A 19,599-nucleotide genomic window follows, 5' to 3' on the forward strand; every position below is an offset into this window, starting at 1 on the left:
CTCTACTCAAGACTAAATGAGCAGGCAGAAAGCTGCTGTGACAGGGCATACCCTGGAGAGCGAGTCTCAGCGCTGTGCAGCCACCGGCGGAAAGAATCGTCTAAGCTATGGAAATGAGTGATGAAACCTTTGACGTCCTGGTGATCGGAGCCGGTCCCACCGGCATGGCCTGCGCAATCGAGGCCCAGCGCGCGGGCTTCCGCAGTGTGATGGTCGATAAGGGATGCCTCTGCAACTCACTCTTTCACTATCCGTCGCACATGACGTTCTTTACGACGCCGGAGCTGCTGGAGATCGGCGATATTCCGTTTCCCAGCCCAAACCAGAAGCCGAACCGTAACGAGGCTCTCGAGTATTACCGCAAGGTTGCGGATCACTACAAGCTCGATGTGCGCCAGTACCGCACGGTGGAGTCGGTGACGGGGACCGACGACAACTTCTCGATTCTCACAAAGGATCAATTCGGCAGGGAAGAGACATATCGCTCGCGGAAGCTGATTATCGCTACCGGCTACTATGATCTGCCGAACTATCTGAACATCCCCGGCGAAGACCTGCCCAAGGTGCATCACTACTATGACGATCCGCACCCTTTCTACGGGCTCGATGTGATGGTGATCGGAGGCAAGAACTCAGCAGCCATCGCTGCTCTGGAACTGTGGCGCCATGGCGCGAAAGTTACGCTTGTGCACCGCGGTCCGGCAATGCATCGTCACGTGAAGTACTGGATCCTCCCGGACATTGAGAATCGCATCAAGAACAAGGAAGTGGCCGCACACTTCGACAGCACCGTTTCGCGGATCGATCCCGACACGGTGACGATTCAGACGCCGCAGGGAGAGAAGGTTCTGCACAACGACTTTGTCTTTGCGCTTACCGGCTATCACCCCGACTTCCATTTCCTAAAAGGATTGGGGGTACGCATCGAGGGCAACGACATGCTGCCCTGCTGCGACGTGCAATCGCTTGAGAGTAATGTGCCCGGCATCTACCTTGCCGGAGTGATCGTGGCCGGAAGCCGCACCAATGAAATATTCATCGAGAACGGCCGTTTTCATGGCCGCCAGATTGCTGAGGACCTGAAGCGCAAACTTGCTGAAAGCGTCGTCGCGGCGGGAGCCAGCTGATTGCTTCGCAACCGGAACGATTGAGCATGTCGATACTGAAGCCTCGAACTACGCGCGGGCAATTGATGGCCGGACTCGTCCTCTTCGAGCTCGTCGTGCTGTCAGTGTTTGCAATCCTGCTTCTGCGTGAGCAGCGGATGCAGATCGTTCAGCGTGCCGATCGCCGGCTCGAATACCAGGCGCGCCTATTCTCACTTGAGAGTGCCGACGCACTTCAGGACCATGAATTCGCCATGCTCCGGCAGATTCTTCATGCCATGCGACAGGCTCCGAGTGTGCGCGCTGCCCAGCTCACGGATATGCAGGGCAGGACCCTTTACAGCACAGAGCCGAGTACGGAAGGTAAGATCCTGCTGTCTCCGCTCGAGCGAAAGTACCTGCGAAACCTGCCTGGTCCACAGATCTTCTCTACTGATGCCCACAACCGGGAGGTTGTTGCGCCTGTTATAGCGAATGGTGCGCAGCAGGCCCTGATCTGGGTTTACTCGAACGATAGCGTTGACCTGGCCCAGGAAAGAAAGGTGCTGGGTATCGGGCTGCTCTCGGCGATCTTCGGCATCGTCAGCTGCACGATATTTGCCAGTCTGCTTGCGCGTTCGATTGCCAAGCCGTTGAGCGTGCTTACCCGCGCGACACGTCAGCTCGTCCGCAATCCCGAGGACACATCGTCATTTCCACTGCCGGTCACATCCACGAACGAAGTGGCTGGACTCACCATGGCGTTCAACCTGATGGTCGCGTCGATCCAGGAGCAGCGCGCGGGGCTCAACGATACGCTTGCATTGCTCGATTCGATGCTGGCCAATGCTCCCATCGGTTTCGCGTTCTTCGACCGCAAGCTGCGTTTCGTGCGCGTGAATCATTTCATGGCGAGGATGAACGGCCTCGCCGTCAGCCGCCACCTTGGCCGCACCGTAGCGGAGATCTTTCCAGAGGTAGCCAGCCGCAGCCTTGAGAACGCAATCGAGCGTGTCTTCGAGACCGGGCAGGCGGTTCGGGATCTCGAACTGATCGAAGGTTCTCTCGATGAAATACTGCGGGCGCGGAGCTGGCTTGCCAATGTTTATCCCGTTCGCACGGATACGCAGACTGTCCGGTGGGTAGGTGTCATTCTTGTGGATACCACCGAGCGCCACCGCTCCGAAGATGCCCTGCGCAAGTCGGAGAAACTGGCCGCTGCCGGACGTCTTGCAGCCTCGATCGCGCACGAGATCAACAATCCACTCGAGGCGATTACGAATCTGCTCTTCCTGTTGCGGCAGGGCAAACTCGACGAGGAATCAGCTCATTATCTCGACATGGCGCAGCACGAGGTGGCGCGCGTTTCCGAGATTACGCAGCAGACGCTGCGCTTCTACCGCCAGTCGACGGTTGCCGTAATGACCACACTGAGCGAACTGCTCGACTCCGTGCTCACATTGCACCAGGGGCGGGTCAGCTCGCTCCAGGTGGAGGTGATCCGCTGCTATGAAGAAGAAACGCCGCTCTATTGCTTCGCTGGTGAGCTTCGCCAGCTCTTTGCAAACCTCATCGGCAACGCGCTCGATGCGATGAGTCCGGATGGTGGACGCCTGCTGCTAAGGGTGCGAGCGGCCCATTCCGCGCGAAATCCCGAGGTTAAGGGCGTCCGCGTGACCGTTGCCGATACCGGCACCGGTATGAGGCCCGATGTAAAGCGGAGAATCTTCGAACCCTTCTTTACGACCAAGGATGCAACCGGCACCGGCCTTGGCCTCTGGGTGAGTGCGGAGATTATCGCCAAGCATCGCGGCACGGTCTTCGTACGCAGCCTGGAGCGCAGTGCGGACAGGCCGGGAGGAACCGTGTTCACCGTGTTCTTTCCGATTCCGGAAGAAAAACCAGACGGTTTACGAGGCGGGAATCCCGCGCAGTGAGCAGCTCGAAACCGCCGGTCCGTTCAGGTACTTTGACCGCGTCACGTGGAAGTGATGCATTCTGCGGTAGCGAACCCTCAGTCCTCCGATAGTCAATGGCATCGACTCGGGCGTCTTATCCATGTCGACCAGCACAAGCACGGCGGGCTGAGTGGGGTCGTCCAGGCTCTGCGCTACTCCGGCACCGAAGATCGCAGGATCCTGCATGAGCTGCTTCGCATATTGCCGGACGACATTCTCCGCCTGGTTCAGTACCGGCTGCGACAGGTGAATTCCCTCGGCCTGGGCAGGTGCCGGCGGCATCCGGTCGCGTGCGATGGAGTCTTCATCCGTTGCGACGACCTGCGTGCGGAGCCCGCCCACCGTAGCCGGGACCGCGACGTTGCCCTTTGACTTGTCAGTGTAGACAATGATCGCCGCTTCTCCCGGACTGTCGAGGCTGCGTCCCGCGGCTACAGAGAACACGCCCGCTGCGCGATTCACCAGCGCCGCTCCTGCGGTTTCAGCTACCGTTTTTGCGCGGGCCATGAGCGGAGCAGGCACGAACGCGGCGGACTGCGTGGCATTGTCGTAGCGAATGCAAGCGACCGGATGCGGCGTGTCTGTTCCTGCGACCGTCAGCTTTGTACCCGCGCTGGCGCTGAGTTCCTTAAGCACGTCTCCGATTGGGTTTGCCACGCTCATGCCGTTTCCGCTGCCGTCGGTGCCCCCGGCAAAGAAGAGACCTACCGGCTGGGCGTTCGTGGCGTCGACGATGAGAGCGCCCGAGTCCCCGCTGTCAGAGAAACTGTCACCAGCGATGCCGATCTGGCCGGTAAATGTCTTCGCGGTGTATGGCTGGGTTTCGGCGCAGTCCTTGTAGTATTCGATGCGCACGCTCAGGTCGACTGCATCGACTGTCGAGCAGGTAAGACCCGTGGTGCGGCCACTCTTGGCAACTTCCAGCTCGCCGAGATTTGCCGCGTTCAAAGCTTCGCCATTTCCCGCGACGGGAGGTCCGGAGGCAAGCGAATCCCTCACACTGCTTCCCATCTGCAGGATGGGCCCGGAGGGGTCGACCGCGCCCTGAGCCACTGCTGCCAGTGCGGCGTCGACATTCGTGGACTCGTCAGCAAGCGGCAGAAAATACTTAAGCGTCGCGACGGGTCGTACGGTCGATCCGGCACGGCTTGCAGGCATGCATCCGTTATCGATCAGCCCCGGCGAGTCGATGGCGTCGCCAACCTTCGCCTGGTCCGACTCGGCCAGCACGTGATTGTTGCTCAGCACATACTGGTTCTTGGCCGAATCCTCAACCAGCGCGCCGAGTGTTCCACCGCAGCAGTCGGCAATGTACGATTCGCCGTCGTGTCCGCGATAGGTGTCGAAGTCATTGTCATTGCTGCCTGAGCCGCCAAGGACAATTCTGCCGTCCTGCGCCGATTGATTGATCTGCGGGCTGCTGTTGATGCCGTTGGGGTTGAGCAGGATTTTCAGCGGAGAGGTGATCTGCGTTCCGTTTACCGAACCGACCAGGTAGACCGTTCCATTTTCGGGAATATTAGCCGGGGCAAGGTAACTGACCTTGCATCGTGTGAACTGGTCGAGCGTGCGCTGGCAGCCGGATACGTTCAGGCTGCCAAGATCGCTGATACTGTTGCCGCGCTGCCTGCTCTCGAGCGACCACTCAACCGTCCCGGCGTTCACCTCGGCAATTTCAGCCGTTACATCGAGTGTGCCTCCGGAGGTGAGCGCGGCATTCTCAGGAAGCAGCGGCTGGACGAAGCCTGGTGTGACCTCGATCAGCGCCGTCTGCGTGACGGCAGGATCTGAGGCCAGAGCCGCGGCAACCTGCACCTCGATGCGGTCGCGCGACAGCGCTCCCGGCGGCGTGTAGATACCCTGGGCGCTGATGTGGCCTTGCCCTAGCGATGAGGCATTATTGCCGCTAACCACCGTCCATGCGACGTTTGCACTGTCGCCGGAGCGCAGCAGGGCGCGGAAACTTGCCTGTCCATTGGACGGGATGCTGGAAGCCGACCCGTAAACAGCCAGCGCACCGCCTGTGCTCATGCCATTGAACTGCCCGGTCCCGCAGCCGGCCAGCAGCAGGGCCGGCGCCGCGAGGGCAGAGTATGACTTGAGCCGTTTCAACATCGACGACAATCCTAGACTTAGAGTGTGAATTACGAAATGACCCGGCGAAGAAATCCGCGAATACCGATCCAGCCGAGCACCAGCAAAGAAATGAGAAGAGCCAGCAGGATGACCCCGGAGTACATATGGGGAACGTTGGGCGTGAGCGCCGCGCGCAGGCCTTCACTCATGTAGACAATCGGGTTGACCAGCACCGCGAGTTGCAGCCAGCGGACGCGGGTGAGCGCCGCCCACGGATAGTAGACGCAGCCAAGGAAGGTGATTGGTACGACCACGATCGAGAAGACCAGCCCGATCTGCTGCGGCTTCACGTTGGCCCCGATGGTCAGGCCGAGCGCTCCCGCCACCAGGCTCGAGAGCAGCAGCGTCGCGGCCAGCATCGGCCAGCTCGCCACGTGCACATGTACCGGGTTGGTAGGGATGTAGATAGCCAACGGCATTACCAGCAGCGCGGCAAGGGTGCTCTGGAGCGCGCTGAAACAGACTTTCTCGATGGCGACGAAGGGTACAGGCAGAGGAGACATGACGCGATCGTCGATCTCGCGCGTGATACCGAACTCCTGCGACAAAGGCAGCGCCACGGCCGAGATGCCGCTGAACATAATTGCGACCGCCATCAGGCCCGGCAGCAGTACCGTGGCAAAGTCTGCGCCGCCGATGGTGTTCGCCTGGCCGATGTGCGGCAGTACGTACGTGAAAACAAAGAGGAACAGCAACGGCTGCATGATGATGCGCACGATGAACGGTCCCAGTTCGCGCCGCAGCACGCGCAGATCGCGCAGCATCAAGCCGGCAAAGGCTCCAGCATACGAACCGCGCCTTGCAGTCTGAAGATTACTCACGCAGATCCCTCCCCGTTAGCCGGATAAAGACAGTTTCCAGGGTGGGCTCGTCGATAGATAGATCGCGGACGCCGTAATCCTGTGCCGCGCGGACAATCTCGGGCAGCAGGCCGTCCGTGCCATGGGCGAAAAGGCGCAGTCCGGAGGCAGTTGTTTCAACGCTGGCAATCTGCGGAATCGCGCCGAGCTTTTCTGAAAGAGGCGCCAGGTTTTCACAGTGACGCAGGTCGAGCTCCACCACGGTGCTCGCGCCCAGAGTCGTCTTCAGACGATCCGGCGTATCGAGGGCCAATGCCTTGCCGTGGTCGATAATTACAAGCCGGTCACAGAGCGCGTCGGCTTCTTCCATGTAATGGGTCGTCAACACGACGGTGATGCCTTCTTCACGCAGCCTGCGGACGGCATCCCACATGGCGATGCGGCTCTGGGGATCGAGACCTGCGCTCGGTTCGTCGAGAAACAGTACGGCTGGCCGGTGGGCGATGGCGCGGGCGATCTGGACGCGCTGCTGGAGCCCTCCGGAGAGCTGCGAGGGATAGCTTTTCGCCCTCTCGTGCAGCAGGAACTGCTTCAGCAGGGCACCGGCGCGTTCCCTGGATTCGGCGTTGCTGAATCCGAAGTAGCGGCAGTGAAAATAGAGGTTCTCGAAGATCGTCAGCGAACGGTCGAGGGTGTTGTACTGCGGAACCACTCCGATATTCCGGCGGGCCTGCGCCGGCTGGGCGACGACGTCTACTCCGGCGATCGTAACCCGTCCGCTGGTGGGCAGAATGCGGGTGGTGCAGATGCCGATGGTCGTGGTCTTGCCCGCGCCGTTCGGGCCAAGCAGCCCAAACAACTCGCCGCGCTCGACGGTGAGGTCGATCCCGTCGACAGCTGCTACTTTTTGCTGGTCGTAAACCTTGGTGAGTCCTGCTATTTCAACAATCGGCAAAAGTTCACCCGTCTGCGTTTTTCCTTACCAGTGTACCGGCAAAGAATACTCAGGCTGCGGAGACTTTACCGTCGCCTGCGGGCACGAATTCTGCCGTAACCGCCGGAACCGCGATGGTACGGGCCTGCCGCATGCGGCGCAACTCGCGGTTGCTCAAGGGACGCAGGGTGATTGGTGAGTAGTAGAGGTGCCTGCCGCACTCCAGACAGACCTTGTAGGTCTCGTCTTTTAGCGTAAAAGGACGAGTAAGGCGTTCATGCCGGCAGCCAAAGAAGATATCCAAGAAGAAGTTCACCACAGCAGAAACAAATTTCATGTCTTACTCCTGCGGTTTCTGTGCCTGGCGAGGGAGGGGAGCAACAGCCGGCCTGAAACCATCCGCAAACCATTGGATGTCAGCTGTGGGCTGCCGTCGCTGCCCCTTCCGTGGGATTTACCTTCAGAGAGCGATTACCAGCTTCCCAAAGTGGGAACCGCCAGCCATCGCCTGGAATGCGCCAGGCGCATTTTTAAAGGGAAATACTTCGTGGATATGCGGTTGCAGACGATGAAGTGCAATGGCGGCGTTCATCTCCTCGAAGTCCGCACGCGAACCCACATAGATACCCTGCACGCGGATCTGGCTCATCAGAATTGGACCGATCGGCACTGGCTCGCTTGTCTGACTGAGAACTCCGATCTGGGCGACGGTGCCCCCTGTCCGGACAGCTTTGAGCGACTGACCGAAAGTGCCTGCTCCACCGACTTCGACAACCAGATCAGCGCCGACTCCGTTCGTCTCCTGCATCACCCACTTTGCCCATTCGGGATTCTTGCGGTAGTTAAAGCCCGCGTCCAGGCCCAAGTCCTTTGCTTTGGCCAGTTTTTCCTCACTGCTCGAGGTTCCAATCACCCTTGCGCCGGCAAGTCTTGCGAACTGCAGGGCAAAGATAGACACGCCTCCGGTTCCTTGAATAACAACGGTGTCGCAGCTGCGGATCTGCCCGGTACGGACCACGGCGTTCCATGCGGTTACGCCGGCACAGGGGAGGGTAGAGGCCTCTTCCCACGTGAGGTGGTCGGGCACCTTTACGACACCCGGTTCATGCAGGATGACCTTTTCGGCCAGCATACCGTCCACGTCTCCGCCTAAAGCGCCCTTTTGCTTGGCGGCAGCTGGCTTTCCATCGATCCAGTTCTGCATGAAGATGCCTGCGACCCGATCCCCAACCTTCACACTGGAAACACCTTCGCCGATCGCGAGCACTTCTCCGGCTCCGTCCGAGCAGGGGATGCGCGGGAGTTCCATTTTGGGGTTGTAGCGTCCTTCCACGACCATCAGATCGCGGTAGTTCAGGGAGACGGCCTTCACCGCAATGAGAACCTCGCCCGGGCCGGGTTGTGGATCGGGGCGCTCGGCCATCTCCAGTTTGTCGACGCCGAAGGAGGATATCCGCCAAAACTTCATTCGTTTTCCTTTCGAAAGTAATTGTTTGTCGTTGGGAAAGGCTTCAGGAACGGCTGTCGCGCCTGTAGCATAGAACCATGGCAAAGGGATGGGAAAGCAAGTCAGCAGAAGAACAGGTGAACGAAAAGCAGGCAGCCGTGGAGAATCCTGAACCGGGCAGTAAGACAGTGTCAGCCGCCGAAGCGAATCGCCGCCGCCAGCGCCAGGCTCTCGAGATCCAGAGAGAGCGCATTCTCGACGAGCGGACTTCGAACCCGCATCGCCGTGCCGCGCTCGCAGCCGCGCTCGCAGATATCGAAGCACGGCTCGAGGCACTGTAAAGGGTCAATTACCTTCTCCGGGCAGCGTCGTGTTCTGCACGAACCGGTAGTAGCCTGCTGCCCAGTCACTTTCCTTCAATCCGGATTCCACGGCCGCCTTCAGGGTGGCCGCAAAGCTGTTTGCCAACGGAGTTTCCGCCCCGGCATCGGCTGCCGCTTCGCGGAAGAGACGCATGTCCTTCACTCCAAGAGCGATGGTCGCCTCGGGTTTTTCCGGCGGGGTGAGCATGACCTTGCCGTAGGCCTCGTAAAACGGCGAGCGGAAAAGCGCCTGGTTCACCGTCTCCATATAAACCTTCGGATCGATGCCTGTAGCTTCGGCGTAAGCAAGACCCTCGGAGAGTGAGGCGATCATTGCGGTGATGAGAAAGTTTCCGCCCAGTTTCATGGCGTGCGCCGCCTGCGGCTGGTCAGAGATGATGGTCACACCGCGGCTATAGTGATCGAAGAGCGGCTGCACTTTATCCAGTGCGTCCGCGGCTCCGGCTGCGACCGTCCACAGCTTGCCGTCCTCGGCGACGTTAGGGCGCCCGAAGACCGGTGCGGCAACATAGTGTTGCCCCGCTGCATGGTGTTCTGCAGCCAGATGCGCGGAGAGCTTTACGCTGATCGTACTGAGGGCCACATGAGTCGAGCCTGCGGGCATGGACTTCAATACGCCGTCTTTCAGCAGGACGCTTTCTACGGCGGCATCGTCGGTGAACATGGAGAAGACAACTTCCGCGTCTCTGACGGCTTCGCTCGACGTGGCGGCTACATGTGCTCCCGCCTGTGCGAGCGGTTCGGCGTGCGCGGCTGTGCGGTTCCATACGGTAAGGGAATGGCCGCCGCTAAGCAGGTGCCGGGCGATGGGACTGCCCATTTTCCCCAGGCCGAGAAAAGCAATACGCATGAAAAAATCCTCCGGGTCTGACCATCTCTTGGATGTCAGGTCCGGAGGATTCGCTTCTGAAGCTGTTGCTGAAGAGCTAGTTCTGAGGGGTGACCAGGCGATGAGCGATGGCGAACATGGCCAGCTCCAGCCGGGTCGAAACGCCGGTCTTATCGAAGGTGTTGGAGAGGTGCCGCTTCACGGTCTCCTCGCTCAGGCCGAACTGCTTGGCGATGTCGCGATTGCTGCAGCCTTCCACGATGCAGGCGACGACTTCCATCTCGCGGGGCGTCAGGCCGAAGGTCTTGCGTTCGGGCACCGCCGCCTGCTTCATCAGGTCGTGCAGCGCGCCGACGAGATTGACCACGCGCTTGCCGCCGATCCAGTAGTCGCCCGAGGATACAGTGCGGATGGCATTGGTCAGGTGATCGGTGAGGGCATCTTTCAGCACGATTCCGCGCGCGCCGATCTGCAGCGCTTCGATGATCTGCTGCGTGGTGACGGTGCTGGTGAGCAGGATGATCTTAACCGAGGGGGATCCGCTCATAATGGCGCGCATGGCTTCGAGACCGGGCAGGCGCGGCATGTAGAGATCGAGCAGCAGAATATCCGGAAGCAGATCGAGAGTCTGTGTGATCGCTTCGTCGCCGTCGCCGGCTTCGCCAACGACATCGAATTCTTCATCGGACTGCAGCATGTTACGAACGCCGATGCGCACCACTGGGTGATCGTCTGCCAGAAGGATGCGGATTGTACCGGAGCCGTGCTGGCCGCTTCTGGCCGCTGCCGGGGTTGAAGATTTCGCCGTTTTAAGTTGAGTGGGGGTCATGGATGCCTGTCCAAAAGGATACGCTGTAACTCATTACAACAGAACAATAAATTGTCTATTTTCGAGGCGATGTCATCCTGGCGGAAACCGCCAGCCTCAAGATCGGCCGCGGCCGCGGCAAGATTCCGTGCGCCAACCATCCCGGCGCTTCCCTTTACGGCATGGGCGTGACGCCTGATTTCCGCCTGGTCATCGGTAGCCGCTGCTGCCTCCATCTTTTCCGCTCGCGCCCTTACATCGTCAAGGCAGGCCTGGTAGATCTCGTCCAGCGATCGTTGCGGCATCATGCCGGAAAGCCGGGTGTAGACGACTTCGTCGAGAATGCCCTCATCCTTCACCGCAGGCGGCGGTTCCGGCTGGCTTATTGTGCCCTGCTGCAGTGCGGATCTTACCTGTCCAGCTTCGAGAGGCTTTCTTATGAATCCGTTGTATCCCTCTGTATCGCCGGTGGTTGCGCTCATGGCCAGCAGCGGAACCCCAGGTAGATACCGGCGCAGCGCGGTTGCCAGCTCCGGCCCGCAGATGCCGGGCATCTGCAGATCGGCCAGTACGATCTGCGGACGCTCTTCGCGCGCGAGATTTTGCACCATCCAGATAGCCTTTTCGCCACTCGATGCCTGGCTTACCGTGAAATCTTCCGCTTCCAGCAGCATTGAAATCACCGCCAGGCTTACCTCGTCGTCGTCGATGACGAGGATTGTCTCCGGCTCCGGGCCGGACCTCTTATTCACCGGGGCGATCTCCTTTCAGGAGCGTGCAATCGAGCCGGATCAAGCGTTTTGATTGTTGCATGAGCAAAAAAATTGCGCCATGTAAAATCTGTCACTCACGCGTTACCGTCAGACCCGATTCACACTCCTTTATCGCTCTATTTAAAGTCTTTTGGCCGGACGTTCCTATGCTGCCATCATGTTTTTAAAAGCTAAGAAAGTCCCTCTATTTTTGGTGGCCACCCTGCTTCTGTTTCTTTGCTGCAATGATTTGCACGCGCAGTTTGAAGACGGAAGCCTTGTCGGAACGATTCACGATTCCACTGGAGCAGCGATTCCCGGCGCCGCAATTGATGTAGTCAATACCGCGACCGGTATCCACAGCAGCGCAACCAGCAATGCCAGCGGCGATTACGTTGTTCCTTCGCTCCGTGTCGGTGTCTACAAGATCACCGCAAGCTCTTCCGGTTTTGCCGTAGCTGTCGCCGACAACATCACTATCTCAGTCGGTAGCCGCCAGCGCATTGATCTAACGCTGCAGCCTGGTCAGGCCCAGACGACTGTCGAAGTCAGCGGTGTGGCCCTTCAGCTCGAAACCGAGCAGAGCCAGCGCGGACAGACCATCAGCAACTACCAGAGCGAGGCTTTGCCGCTGGTAACGCGTAACTATTCCGACCTGCTGGGGCTGGTCACTGGCTCCCGCCAGGCACCCACGGCCGCGACCACCAGCTCCGTGAACAGCCTGGTGCGTCAGGGCGCGTACAACGTGAACGGCCAGCGCAGCATGTTCAACAACTTCCTGCTCGACGGTATGGACAACAACGCCTACGGCGAGAGCAACCAGGGCTTCGACAACCAGATCATCGCGATTCCGCCGGATTCGGTTGCTCAGTTCAACGTGGTGACCAACAACGAGAGCGCCGAGTATGGACGCTCCGTGGGCGCTACGGTAAACGTTGCATCGGCGAGCGGAACGAATAACTATCACGCGACGCTGTACGAGTTTCTGCGCAACACCGACCTCAACGCCGAGGGCTTCTTCAAGCCCAACACGGTCAGCAACACAGGCTCAGTGATTCCTTTCAAAAAGCCGACCTTCAACCGTAACCAGTTCGGTATGAACTTCGGCGGTCCCATCATGAAGGACAAGCTGTTCTTCTTCCTCGACTACGAGGGCTTCCGTCAGACCCTGACGCCGTTGAGCACTCTGACGCTGCCGACCAAGGACGAGCTGGCCGGCAAGCTCGTTGTACCGGTAACGGATCCGCGCACCGGAACCGTCTACCCGGCAGGCCAACCCATTCCAAGCGGGGCTTTCGATCCGCTTTCGGCGAAGATCGTAAACGACTTCTCTACACTGTCCCTGCCGCAGTCGGGTATTGGAAGCTCGGGCCTCAACACCAACGACTACGCGGTCCAGGTTCCGTTTACGGATAACTCGGACAAGGGCGATCTTCGCCTCGACTACCAGCAGAACTCCAAGAGCTCCTGGTTCCTGCGCATCAGCGATCGCAAAGAGACGGGCGTGAACTATCCGGCCATTCCTCTGCCGCTGGACGGGCAGACGAACGGCACCATCCGCATTCTCGACCAGCAGGTTGCACTCGGCTACAACCACCTCTTCGACGCGAATAAGATCATCGATGCGCGCCTTGGGCTGTCGCGCACCAAGGCCGGCAAATACACGCTTTCAATTGGCGATGACCTCGGCTACACCATTCCCGGTCTTCCGCAGCTGACTGGTATCTCCGGCGGTCTGCCCTCGATCAGCATCACCAACTTCTCGGTCTTCGGCCGCCAGAGCACGAACCCGCAGTGGCAGAATCCCGCACTGCTCGATCCCAAGGTGAATTTCACCTGGGTCAAGGGCAATCACACGCTTAAGTTCGGATACGAATACGAGCATGTCTGGATGGCGGTGAACGATAATAATCCGCTGTACGGCGGCTGGACCTACGGCGGCGCTTACAGCCTCACCACCGGCAGCGCAGTCGCGGATAACTACTGGGCAGACTTCCTCTTTGGCGCGACCAGCAACTACCAGCTGGCGAACTACTTCGTGGTCCACCTGCGCCAGTCCATGGACAGCGCCTATGCGCAGGACGATTGGAAGGTTCTGCCGAACCTGACGCTGAACCTTGGCCTGCGCTGGGAGTACGGATCGCCTTACTCGGAGCAGAACAACTACGTCTCGAATTTCGATCCTGGCTCGCAGACAGTGCTGACGATCACCCCGGGTGCTTCTGGGATCGGCATCACTCCGTACAGCGGCGATGGCGTTTATGGCAAGACGCTGATGAACCCCGACCTTGCCGACTTTGCGCCCCGCGTGGGCTTTGCCTACGCAGCGACGCCGAAGACGGCGATCCGCGGCGGCTTCGGCATGTCGTATGTCCACTACACCCGCGCCGGTTCGGGCGATATCCTGGCGATCAACGCACCGCAGGCGCAGTTTGCCTCGGTGAACCAGATCAAGCCAACTCCGGGAAATCAGTGTTCGAGCCCCTTGCCGTCACAGATCATCGATCCTACATCCACCACACCCACCACCCCGACCTGCTATGCGACTTCATCGCAAGGCTTTCCCTCGGGACTCGTTACCACTTTCAATCCGGCGACGGACAATATCACCTGGGTTCCGAAAGATACCCGCGACAGCTATGTCGAGAGCTACTTCCTGAGCGTGCAGGAGCAGCTTGCGAAGAACACCATTCTCGACATCGCCTACGTCGGCAACCACGGCGTGAAGCTGCAGGGCTTCATGAACGGCAACCAGAAGAACCCGGCGAATGGATTCAAACGGCCCTTCGGTAACTGGCCGAGCGACATCACCGAGGGCCTCAACCAGTTCTGGTCGAACTATAACGCGCTGCAGGTTCGCTATGAGCAGCGCTTTGTGAACGGCCTTACGCTGTTGAACTCTTTCACCTGGTCGCACGCTCTCGACAACGCCAGTGCATCGCTCGAAAGCAACACGCCTTCGCCGCAGAACGCCTTCAACATCGCGGCGGATTACGCGCAGTCGGATTACAACCTGCCCCTCTCCAACGTGACCAGCCTCATTTACGATCTGCCGGTCGGGTACGGACGCCGCTTCCTCGGCAACGCGAATGCATTTGAGGACGCGGCGCTGGGCGGCTGGCAGCTCAGCCTGATCAACACCTCGCAGGCCGGTACGCCCTTCAACATCACCTACTCGCCCAACAGCGCACAGGCGGTGTCCCAGCAGATTGGGGCGACTTACCGAGGTGCGAACGAGTACCGCCCGAACATCGTTCCCGGACAGAAGGTCACGAAGGGAACGAGCAGCCGCGCGGCGAACTCCGGCTATGTGAACTACATCAACTACAACGCTTTTGTGTTGCCGGCTATCAAGGACGCGGCGGGTAACGCGCTCAGCCCGTTCGGCACCGCTTCGCGCAACCCCGGCCGTACGCCCCCGTACAACGAGGCGGACCTGGCGCTCAACAAGAAATTCAGCACTCCGATCGAGAGCCTGAAGATCGAGTTCCGCACCGAGTTCTACAACATCCTCAACCACACCAACTTCTACCTGCCCAGCACGATCAGCGGCACGCAGGGCACTACCAGCCAAACCCTGGGGGTTGGAGCGACGCCGTCGCTCTCGGCCATCAACGGTGGTGTTCCCACCGGCGGCGGACAGATCTCCACGACCTACGAACCGCGTATCATTCAGTTCGGTCTAAAGGTTTTATTCTAGAAGTTAAGACATAAACGAAAGGGGAGCGCTTGACGGCTCCCCTTTCGCCTTTTGTTGCATGGCCTGTACAGTGTTGCTTGATGAGTGACGAGATCGAGGATCTGAAGCGGCAGATCGCCGCGCTGACAGAACGTGTGTCCCGGCTTGAAGGTGCGCCCGTATCCCATCCTTCGCCGCCTCCACCTCGTCCTGTTTCAGTCCCCGATCACGCGCCGAAGGTTTCGCTCGAGAATCGCATCGGCGTGCAGCTCTTCAACCGCGTGGGCATACTCGCGGTGCTGATTGGTGCGGCATGGTTTCTGAAGTTCGCGATCGACAATCAATGGGTCGGTCCGCTGGCTCGTGTGCTCATCGGCATCGGCGCGGGCAGCGGCATCATTCTCTGGTCTGAGCGCTTTCGCGCACAAGGGTATCGCGGCTTCTCGCTCTCGCTCAAGGCCATTGGAACGGGCATCCTCTATCTCTCGCTCTGGGCCGCTTACGCGCTGTTTCACCTGCTGCCAGCGCCGGTGGCTTTTTTCGCGATGATTCTCGTAACTGCGTGGAATGCGTGGATGAGCTGGAGTCAGAGCTCGCAGGCTCTCGCTTTCTATGCCGCTGTCGGAGGCTTCCTCACGCCGTTGCTGCTCTCGAACGGAGAGAATCATGAGCTGGCGCTGTTCGGATACTTGCTGGTGCTCGACCTGGCCATCTTTGCGTTGGTGTTGCAGCGTCCGTGGCTGCGTCTGCTGCCTACGGCTTTTCTGGCGACTGCATTTTACGAATTCGCATGGGCGATGCATTACTATTCCGGCGTCCAGTTTGCGCTCTCTGCTTCGCTGCTTGCGATTCTGTTCCTCTTCTTTTCTATTGCTCCGCTGGTGGTTCGAATCATTGAGGCTCCACAGGCCGATCTTCTTGCGGCGCTATCGTTGGCCAATGCGGCTGCGGGGTATCTCGGTTTCTTCCTGCTGCTCGACGCACCGAATGGAGCAGCGCCGCAGGCTATCGCAGCAATTCTTTTTGCGGCATACTTCCTGGCACTCCGTATCGCGATGGAGCGCCTCGACCTGCCGAATCATTTCGCGGCGCGCAGTCGCGTGTTGAACTCCGCGCACCTGCTTGCGGCGATCGGTTTCATGGGCGTCGCCCTGGCACTCGCGATTCACTTCTACTGGTGGCAGGTTCGCTATACCGGCGACCGCTCGCTCATTCACGATTACCGCACCTACGCGCAGTTCACCTACTCGGCGGCGTTCATGGCCTTTGGCGGTGCGTTGCTGATGATCGGCTTCTTTCGCCGCTCCGCATTCCTGCGCTGGCAGGCGCTCTTTCTGCTGACCGCGACAATCGCAAAGGTCTTCCTCATCGACATCAGCCAGCTTAGCCAGGGCTATCGTATTTTCAGCTTTCTCGGACTGGGCGTGCTTCTGCTGGCAGTGAGCTTCGCGTATCAGAAGGATTGGCTGAGTCTGCGCGGTGGCATTGGCGAGAAGCCTGCTCCATAAGATTAAGCGAGAAGGCTTCTGACCTTTTCTACGAGAGCCGCGACATCGACCGCCTGCAGAACGTCGACCTCGATCAGCGAGCCCGCACCCATCGGGCGGTCGTACTCGGCAAACCACTCCTCGGAAAACTTCGCTAGCGGGTGTGCAGGATGATGGCGCTCGGCGGCGGCGCGATGCTCGAAGCGGCGACGCAGATCCTCTGGCGGGCAGGTGCAATGCACCTCTACGACAGGGCAACGGAACGAGCGTAGCCTGCCCTGCTCGTACTCGCTGTGCGGGCGGAAGTTCGCATCGAGAACAACGCGTGGGGACAACGCAGCCAGCGACCACAAGACATTCATCGCCGCCGATCCGATACGCCGCGAGAAGACGAGATCTCCGGCCGGGCCTTCGAACGAATCGAAGAGCACTTCCTTGATGTGATCCTTGGTGATGAGCGCGAAGCCCAACTCTTTCGCCAGCGGTGTCGCGATGGTGCTCTTGCCCACGCCCGGCGCGCCGGAGACGAGGATGAGCTGTTTCGTAAGCTGCAGATCGCTCATCGTAGCTTGCTACCGCAGGCTTGTTTCCATTTCGTTGAGCCAGTCCGGCGGCTTGAGGATTTCGCGCGGCTTCGTGCCTTCCGCGGGGCCGACGATGCCGTCGCGCTCCATCATGTCGATCAGGTGCGCAGCGCGTCCGTAGCCGATGCGCAGACGGCGCTGCAGCAGGGAGGTGGACGCTTTGCCAAACTCGAGCACGAGGCGCACCGCGTCCTGGAAGAGCTCGTCGTTGTCGTCGTCTCCGCCGCCGCCCGCATCGATCTCGCGCCCGCTCGCATCCTTGGGAGCGTCGAGGAAGCCCTGAGCGTATTCGGCTCCGCCCTGCTTCTTCCAGAAATCTGTAACAGCGGAGATTTCTTTTTCCGTGACGAAGGGCGCATGCACGCGCTGCAGCCGCGACGTACCCGGCGGCAGGAAGAGCATGTCGCCGCGACCGAGTAGCGATTCGGCGCCGTTCGAGTCGAGGATGGTGCGCGAGTCAACCTTGGTTGCCAGCCGGAAGGACATGCGCGTGGGCACGTTGGCCTTGATGAGTCCGGTGATGACGTCCACCGAGGGGCGCTGCGTTGCCAGCACCAGGTGGATGCCGACGGCGCGTGCCATCTGTGCGAGACGCGTGATCGCTTCTTCGACGTTGGCCTTATCGAGCATCATCAGATCGGCCAGCTCGTCGATGATGATCATGATGTAAGGCAGCGGCTCTTCGTCCGGCGAATCATCAAACAGGTTCGGCATGCCCGATTCGAAGAGCTTGTTGTACTGGTCGATGTTGCGCACGCTGCGCGAGGCCAGCAGCTTGAGGCGGCGCTCCATTTCGCGCACGGCATTGCGCAGCGCGTTGGCTGCAAGCTTGGGCTCGGTGATGATTGGCGTGAAGAGGTGCGGGATCCCTTCGTACATGCCGAGTTCCACGCGCTTGGGGTCGACAAGGATCAGCCTGACCTGCTGCGGTGTCGCCTTGAACAGCACCGACATGATCATGGCGTTGATGGCGACCGATTTACCGCTGCCGGTCGAACCGGCGATGAGCACGTGCGGCATGGTGGCAAGATCGGCGGTAACGATGCGGCCGTTGATGTCCTTGCCCATGGCCAGCGTCAGCTTGCTCTTCCCGTTGCGGAAGCCTTCCGCTTCGATCACATCGCGCAGCCAAATGGTTTCGCGGTCCTCGTTCGGCACCTGGATGCCCACGGTGCTCTTGCCCGCCATGCGCTCGATCAGGATGCTCTCGGCACGCATCGCAAGGCAGAGGTCGTCGGCGAGGCCGGTGACGCGGCTGTACTTTACACCTGCGTCGGGGCGAAATTCGAAGGTCGTGACCACGGGACCGGGGTTGATCTGTACCACCTGGCCCATCACATCGAATTCTGCGCATTTCTCGACGAGGATCTGGGCTTCGGTCCGCAGAGCATCTTCGCGGACGATCTGTGTGTCCTCGCTGCGATGCAGCAGGGTGCTCGGCGGCAGCTTGAAGCCGCTGACGGATTTCTGCGTCAGGGTTACGGTGCGAACCTCCGCATCGGCACGCTCGTGAACTTCAATTTCTTCGACCGGCGCAGGTGCGGGCTCAGGCTCGACCGGACGCGGTGCCTCGCGTTTGGGCACCAGCTGCGGACGCATCACCGGCTGAAGAGGCTCGGGAATCGATTCCGCGACAGGCTCGGGTTCGGGATCGGAAACCGCTTCCTGCGGGATCTCTTCCCAGATGGTCAGGCGCTCCTGCGGCTGCTGCATCTCGGCAAAGCCCTGGTGGCGGTGGCCTGCTTCTTCGTACTCCTGCTCCTGCTCGCTGGCCGGGTCGTAGTCGGATACTGTTTCGGGATGCTTGCGGCGAGCCTTTTCGAGCTTGGCAGCGGCTTTGCGCGCAAGGGCCAGCTCCTTCTCGCGAATCTTTTCCTGCTTCTCTTCCTGCTTGCGTTCCTTCGCCTGGGCCCGGGCGATCTTACGGTTTTCCCAGCGGTCGCGCCACGCCTGGATGAAGGCAAAGCGGATCGCCAGCCACTCGCGGGCGGTATTGAAGCTGAATGTTGTAGAGAGGTAGAGCGCGATGGCGACCATGGCAACGGCGACAACGCAGGCGCCGGGGTAGTTGAGCCATTGGACAAGGGCATCGGCGGAGAGCCGGCCGGTGACGCCCTCAATAGGCAGTCCACCGAGGAAGTGCATGTGGCCGGGAAGCAGCGCAGCCAGTGTGGGACCAAAGAGAAAGCACAGAACGATGCCAGCCAGCTTGGCGCCGGGCGATCCGGCAGGGCGCGAGAGCATCCATGTCCAGCCCAGTGCGCCTACAAGCAAGGGCAGAACGAAGGACGTTGCTCCCTCGATCTGCAGAACGATGTCGCTGAAGACAGCGCCGATGGGGCCGATCCAGTTGTGGACCTGTCCGTGCGGCAGCCCGCTGACCGTGTTCAGCGATGGGTCGAGAGGGCGGTAAGAGACCAGGGCGAGGAAAAGGAGAATCGCCGCAACCAGCGTCAGCAGCCCGATCAGTTCGTTCAGGCGGCGGTGGCGCGTCGGAGTGGTAACCAGTTTCAGGGGTTTCATCAGGACGCAATTTTGTGCGCGCCGCCGTCGGGCGGTTTGCAGAGCCAGGAATCCCAGAGCAATCCTATTATTTCAGGCTGTGTCCCATCCGGCGACCTGAAAACAGGCGTCGAACCTGCCGAGGTACGGTTAGCCAGAGACCAGTCAGCGAAAAAATGGCCCGTCTGGAAACGGTTAGCCTGTGAATTTGCTTC

General features: G+C 60.0%; 15 protein-coding genes. 5 read left to right on the plus strand and 10 right to left on the minus strand.

Annotated elements, in window-relative coordinates; translation table 11 throughout:
• The first annotated feature begins 107 nt into the window (after positions 1 to 107).
• Complete coding sequence (locus tag LJD29_RS12475; protein ID WP_446741865.1) at positions 108 to 1,127, plus strand: YpdA family putative bacillithiol disulfide reductase; 1,020 nt, start codon at positions 108 to 110, stop codon at positions 1,125 to 1,127.
• A gap of 26 nt (positions 1,128 to 1,153) precedes the next feature.
• Positions 1,154 to 3,022 (plus strand): ATP-binding protein, encoded by a 1,869-nt coding sequence (locus LJD29_RS12480; RefSeq protein WP_446741866.1) that lies wholly within the window; start codon positions 1,154 to 1,156, stop codon positions 3,020 to 3,022.
• Here LJD29_RS12480 and LJD29_RS12485 read toward each other — a convergent pair.
• From LJD29_RS12485 to LJD29_RS12505, 5 genes are all read right to left on the minus strand, one after another.
• A complete protein-coding gene (locus LJD29_RS12485) occupies positions 2,996 to 5,158 on the minus strand; it encodes a chymotrypsin family serine protease (RefSeq protein ID WP_446741867.1) in 2,163 nt (720 codons plus the stop codon). The genes LJD29_RS12480 and LJD29_RS12485 overlap by 27 nt on opposite strands.
• A gap of 29 nt (positions 5,159 to 5,187) precedes the next feature.
• Complete coding sequence (locus LJD29_RS12490; protein WP_446741868.1) at positions 5,188 to 6,000, minus strand: ABC transporter permease; 813 nt, start codon at positions 5,998 to 6,000, stop codon at positions 5,188 to 5,190.
• On the minus strand, positions 5,993 to 6,934 hold the full coding sequence (locus LJD29_RS12495; protein WP_446741869.1) for an ATP-binding cassette domain-containing protein: 942 nt from the start codon (positions 6,932 to 6,934) through the stop codon (positions 5,993 to 5,995). The genes LJD29_RS12490 and LJD29_RS12495 overlap by 8 nt, the downstream gene beginning before the upstream one ends.
• A gap of 49 nt (positions 6,935 to 6,983) precedes the next feature.
• Complete coding sequence (locus tag LJD29_RS12500; RefSeq protein WP_446741870.1) at positions 6,984 to 7,250, minus strand: hypothetical protein; 267 nt, start codon at positions 7,248 to 7,250, stop codon at positions 6,984 to 6,986.
• A 123-nt stretch (positions 7,251 to 7,373) separates the two neighbouring features.
• Positions 7,374 to 8,381 (minus strand): zinc-dependent alcohol dehydrogenase family protein, encoded by a 1,008-nt coding sequence (locus tag LJD29_RS12505; protein ID WP_446741871.1) that lies wholly within the window; start codon positions 8,379 to 8,381, stop codon positions 7,374 to 7,376.
• Between the two features lie 77 nt (positions 8,382 to 8,458).
• Between LJD29_RS12505 and LJD29_RS12510 the strand changes: the two genes are divergently transcribed.
• Positions 8,459 to 8,701, plus strand: coding sequence for a hypothetical protein (locus tag LJD29_RS12510; RefSeq protein WP_446741872.1), 243 nt, complete (start codon positions 8,459 to 8,461; stop codon positions 8,699 to 8,701).
• A gap of 4 nt (positions 8,702 to 8,705) precedes the next feature.
• On the opposite strand, the gene LJD29_RS12515 is transcribed toward LJD29_RS12510, so the two are convergent.
• From LJD29_RS12515 to LJD29_RS12525, 3 genes are all read right to left on the minus strand, one after another.
• The gene (locus tag LJD29_RS12515; RefSeq protein WP_446741873.1) at positions 8,706 to 9,593 is read right to left on the minus strand and encodes an NAD(P)-dependent oxidoreductase; all 888 of its coding nucleotides are present in this window, start codon (positions 9,591 to 9,593) and stop codon (positions 8,706 to 8,708) included.
• A gap of 76 nt (positions 9,594 to 9,669) precedes the next feature.
• Positions 9,670 to 10,401, minus strand: a complete 732-nt coding sequence (locus LJD29_RS12520) for a response regulator transcription factor (RefSeq protein WP_446741874.1) — start codon at positions 10,399 to 10,401, stop codon at positions 9,670 to 9,672.
• Positions 10,398 to 11,132: an Hpt domain-containing response regulator gene (locus tag LJD29_RS12525; RefSeq protein ID WP_446741875.1), complete on the minus strand. Its 735-nt coding sequence runs from the start codon at positions 11,130 to 11,132 to the stop codon at positions 10,398 to 10,400. Before LJD29_RS12525 ends, LJD29_RS12520 begins: the two co-directional genes overlap by 4 nt.
• Before the next feature lie 214 nt (positions 11,133 to 11,346).
• Here LJD29_RS12525 and LJD29_RS12530 point away from each other — a divergent pair, with 214 nt between their 5' ends.
• A complete protein-coding gene (locus LJD29_RS12530) occupies positions 11,347 to 14,832 on the plus strand; it encodes a TonB-dependent receptor (protein WP_446741876.1) in 3,486 nt (1,161 codons plus the stop codon).
• An 80-nt stretch (positions 14,833 to 14,912) separates the two neighbouring features.
• A complete protein-coding gene (locus LJD29_RS12535) occupies positions 14,913 to 16,319 on the plus strand; it encodes a DUF2339 domain-containing protein (RefSeq protein ID WP_446741877.1) in 1,407 nt (468 codons plus the stop codon).
• A 2-nt stretch (positions 16,320 to 16,321) separates the two neighbouring features.
• Here the strand turns inward: LJD29_RS12535 and LJD29_RS12540 are convergent, their stop codons facing one another.
• The gene (locus LJD29_RS12540; RefSeq protein WP_446741878.1) at positions 16,322 to 16,861 is read right to left on the minus strand and encodes a P-loop nucleotide/nucleoside kinase family protein; all 540 of its coding nucleotides are present in this window, start codon (positions 16,859 to 16,861) and stop codon (positions 16,322 to 16,324) included.
• A gap of 9 nt (positions 16,862 to 16,870) precedes the next feature.
• Positions 16,871 to 19,405, minus strand: a complete 2,535-nt coding sequence (locus LJD29_RS12545) for a DNA translocase FtsK (RefSeq protein WP_446741879.1) — start codon at positions 19,403 to 19,405, stop codon at positions 16,871 to 16,873.
• Between the last annotated feature and the right edge of the window lie 194 nt (positions 19,406 to 19,599).

Source organism: Silvibacterium acidisoli (assembly GCA_022870745.1).
In the GTDB taxonomy this organism is placed as follows: Bacteria; Acidobacteriota; Terriglobia; order Terriglobales; family Acidobacteriaceae; genus Silvibacterium.

What these genes read in the sequence shown, in the direction of transcription:
- LJD29_RS12475 (WP_446741865.1), top strand. Translation starts at nt 108, where the DNA reads ATGGAAATGAGTGATGAAACCTTTGACGTCCTGGTGATCGGAGCCGGT.
- LJD29_RS12480 (WP_446741866.1), top strand. Translation starts at nt 1,154, where the DNA reads ATGTCGATACTGAAGCCTCGAACTACGCGCGGGCAATTGATGGCCGGA.
- LJD29_RS12485 (WP_446741867.1), bottom strand. Translation starts at nt 5,158, where the DNA reads ATGTTGAAACGGCTCAAGTCATACTCTGCCCTCGCGGCGCCGGCCCTG.
- LJD29_RS12500 (WP_446741870.1), bottom strand. Translation starts at nt 7,250, where the DNA reads ATGAAATTTGTTTCTGCTGTGGTGAACTTCTTCTTGGATATCTTCTTT.
- LJD29_RS12505 (WP_446741871.1), bottom strand. Translation starts at nt 8,381, where the DNA reads ATGAAGTTTTGGCGGATATCCTCCTTCGGCGTCGACAAACTGGAGATG.
- LJD29_RS12510 (WP_446741872.1), top strand. Translation starts at nt 8,459, where the DNA reads ATGGCAAAGGGATGGGAAAGCAAGTCAGCAGAAGAACAGGTGAACGAA.
- LJD29_RS12515 (WP_446741873.1), bottom strand. Translation starts at nt 9,593, where the DNA reads ATGCGTATTGCTTTTCTCGGCCTGGGGAAAATGGGCAGTCCCATCGCC.
- LJD29_RS12520 (WP_446741874.1), bottom strand. Translation starts at nt 10,401, where the DNA reads ATGACCCCCACTCAACTTAAAACGGCGAAATCTTCAACCCCGGCAGCG.
- LJD29_RS12535 (WP_446741877.1), top strand. Translation starts at nt 14,913, where the DNA reads ATGAGTGACGAGATCGAGGATCTGAAGCGGCAGATCGCCGCGCTGACA.
- LJD29_RS12540 (WP_446741878.1), bottom strand. Translation starts at nt 16,861, where the DNA reads ATGAGCGATCTGCAGCTTACGAAACAGCTCATCCTCGTCTCCGGCGCG.
- LJD29_RS12545 (WP_446741879.1), bottom strand. Translation starts at nt 19,405, where the DNA reads ATGAAACCCCTGAAACTGGTTACCACTCCGACGCGCCACCGCCGCCTG.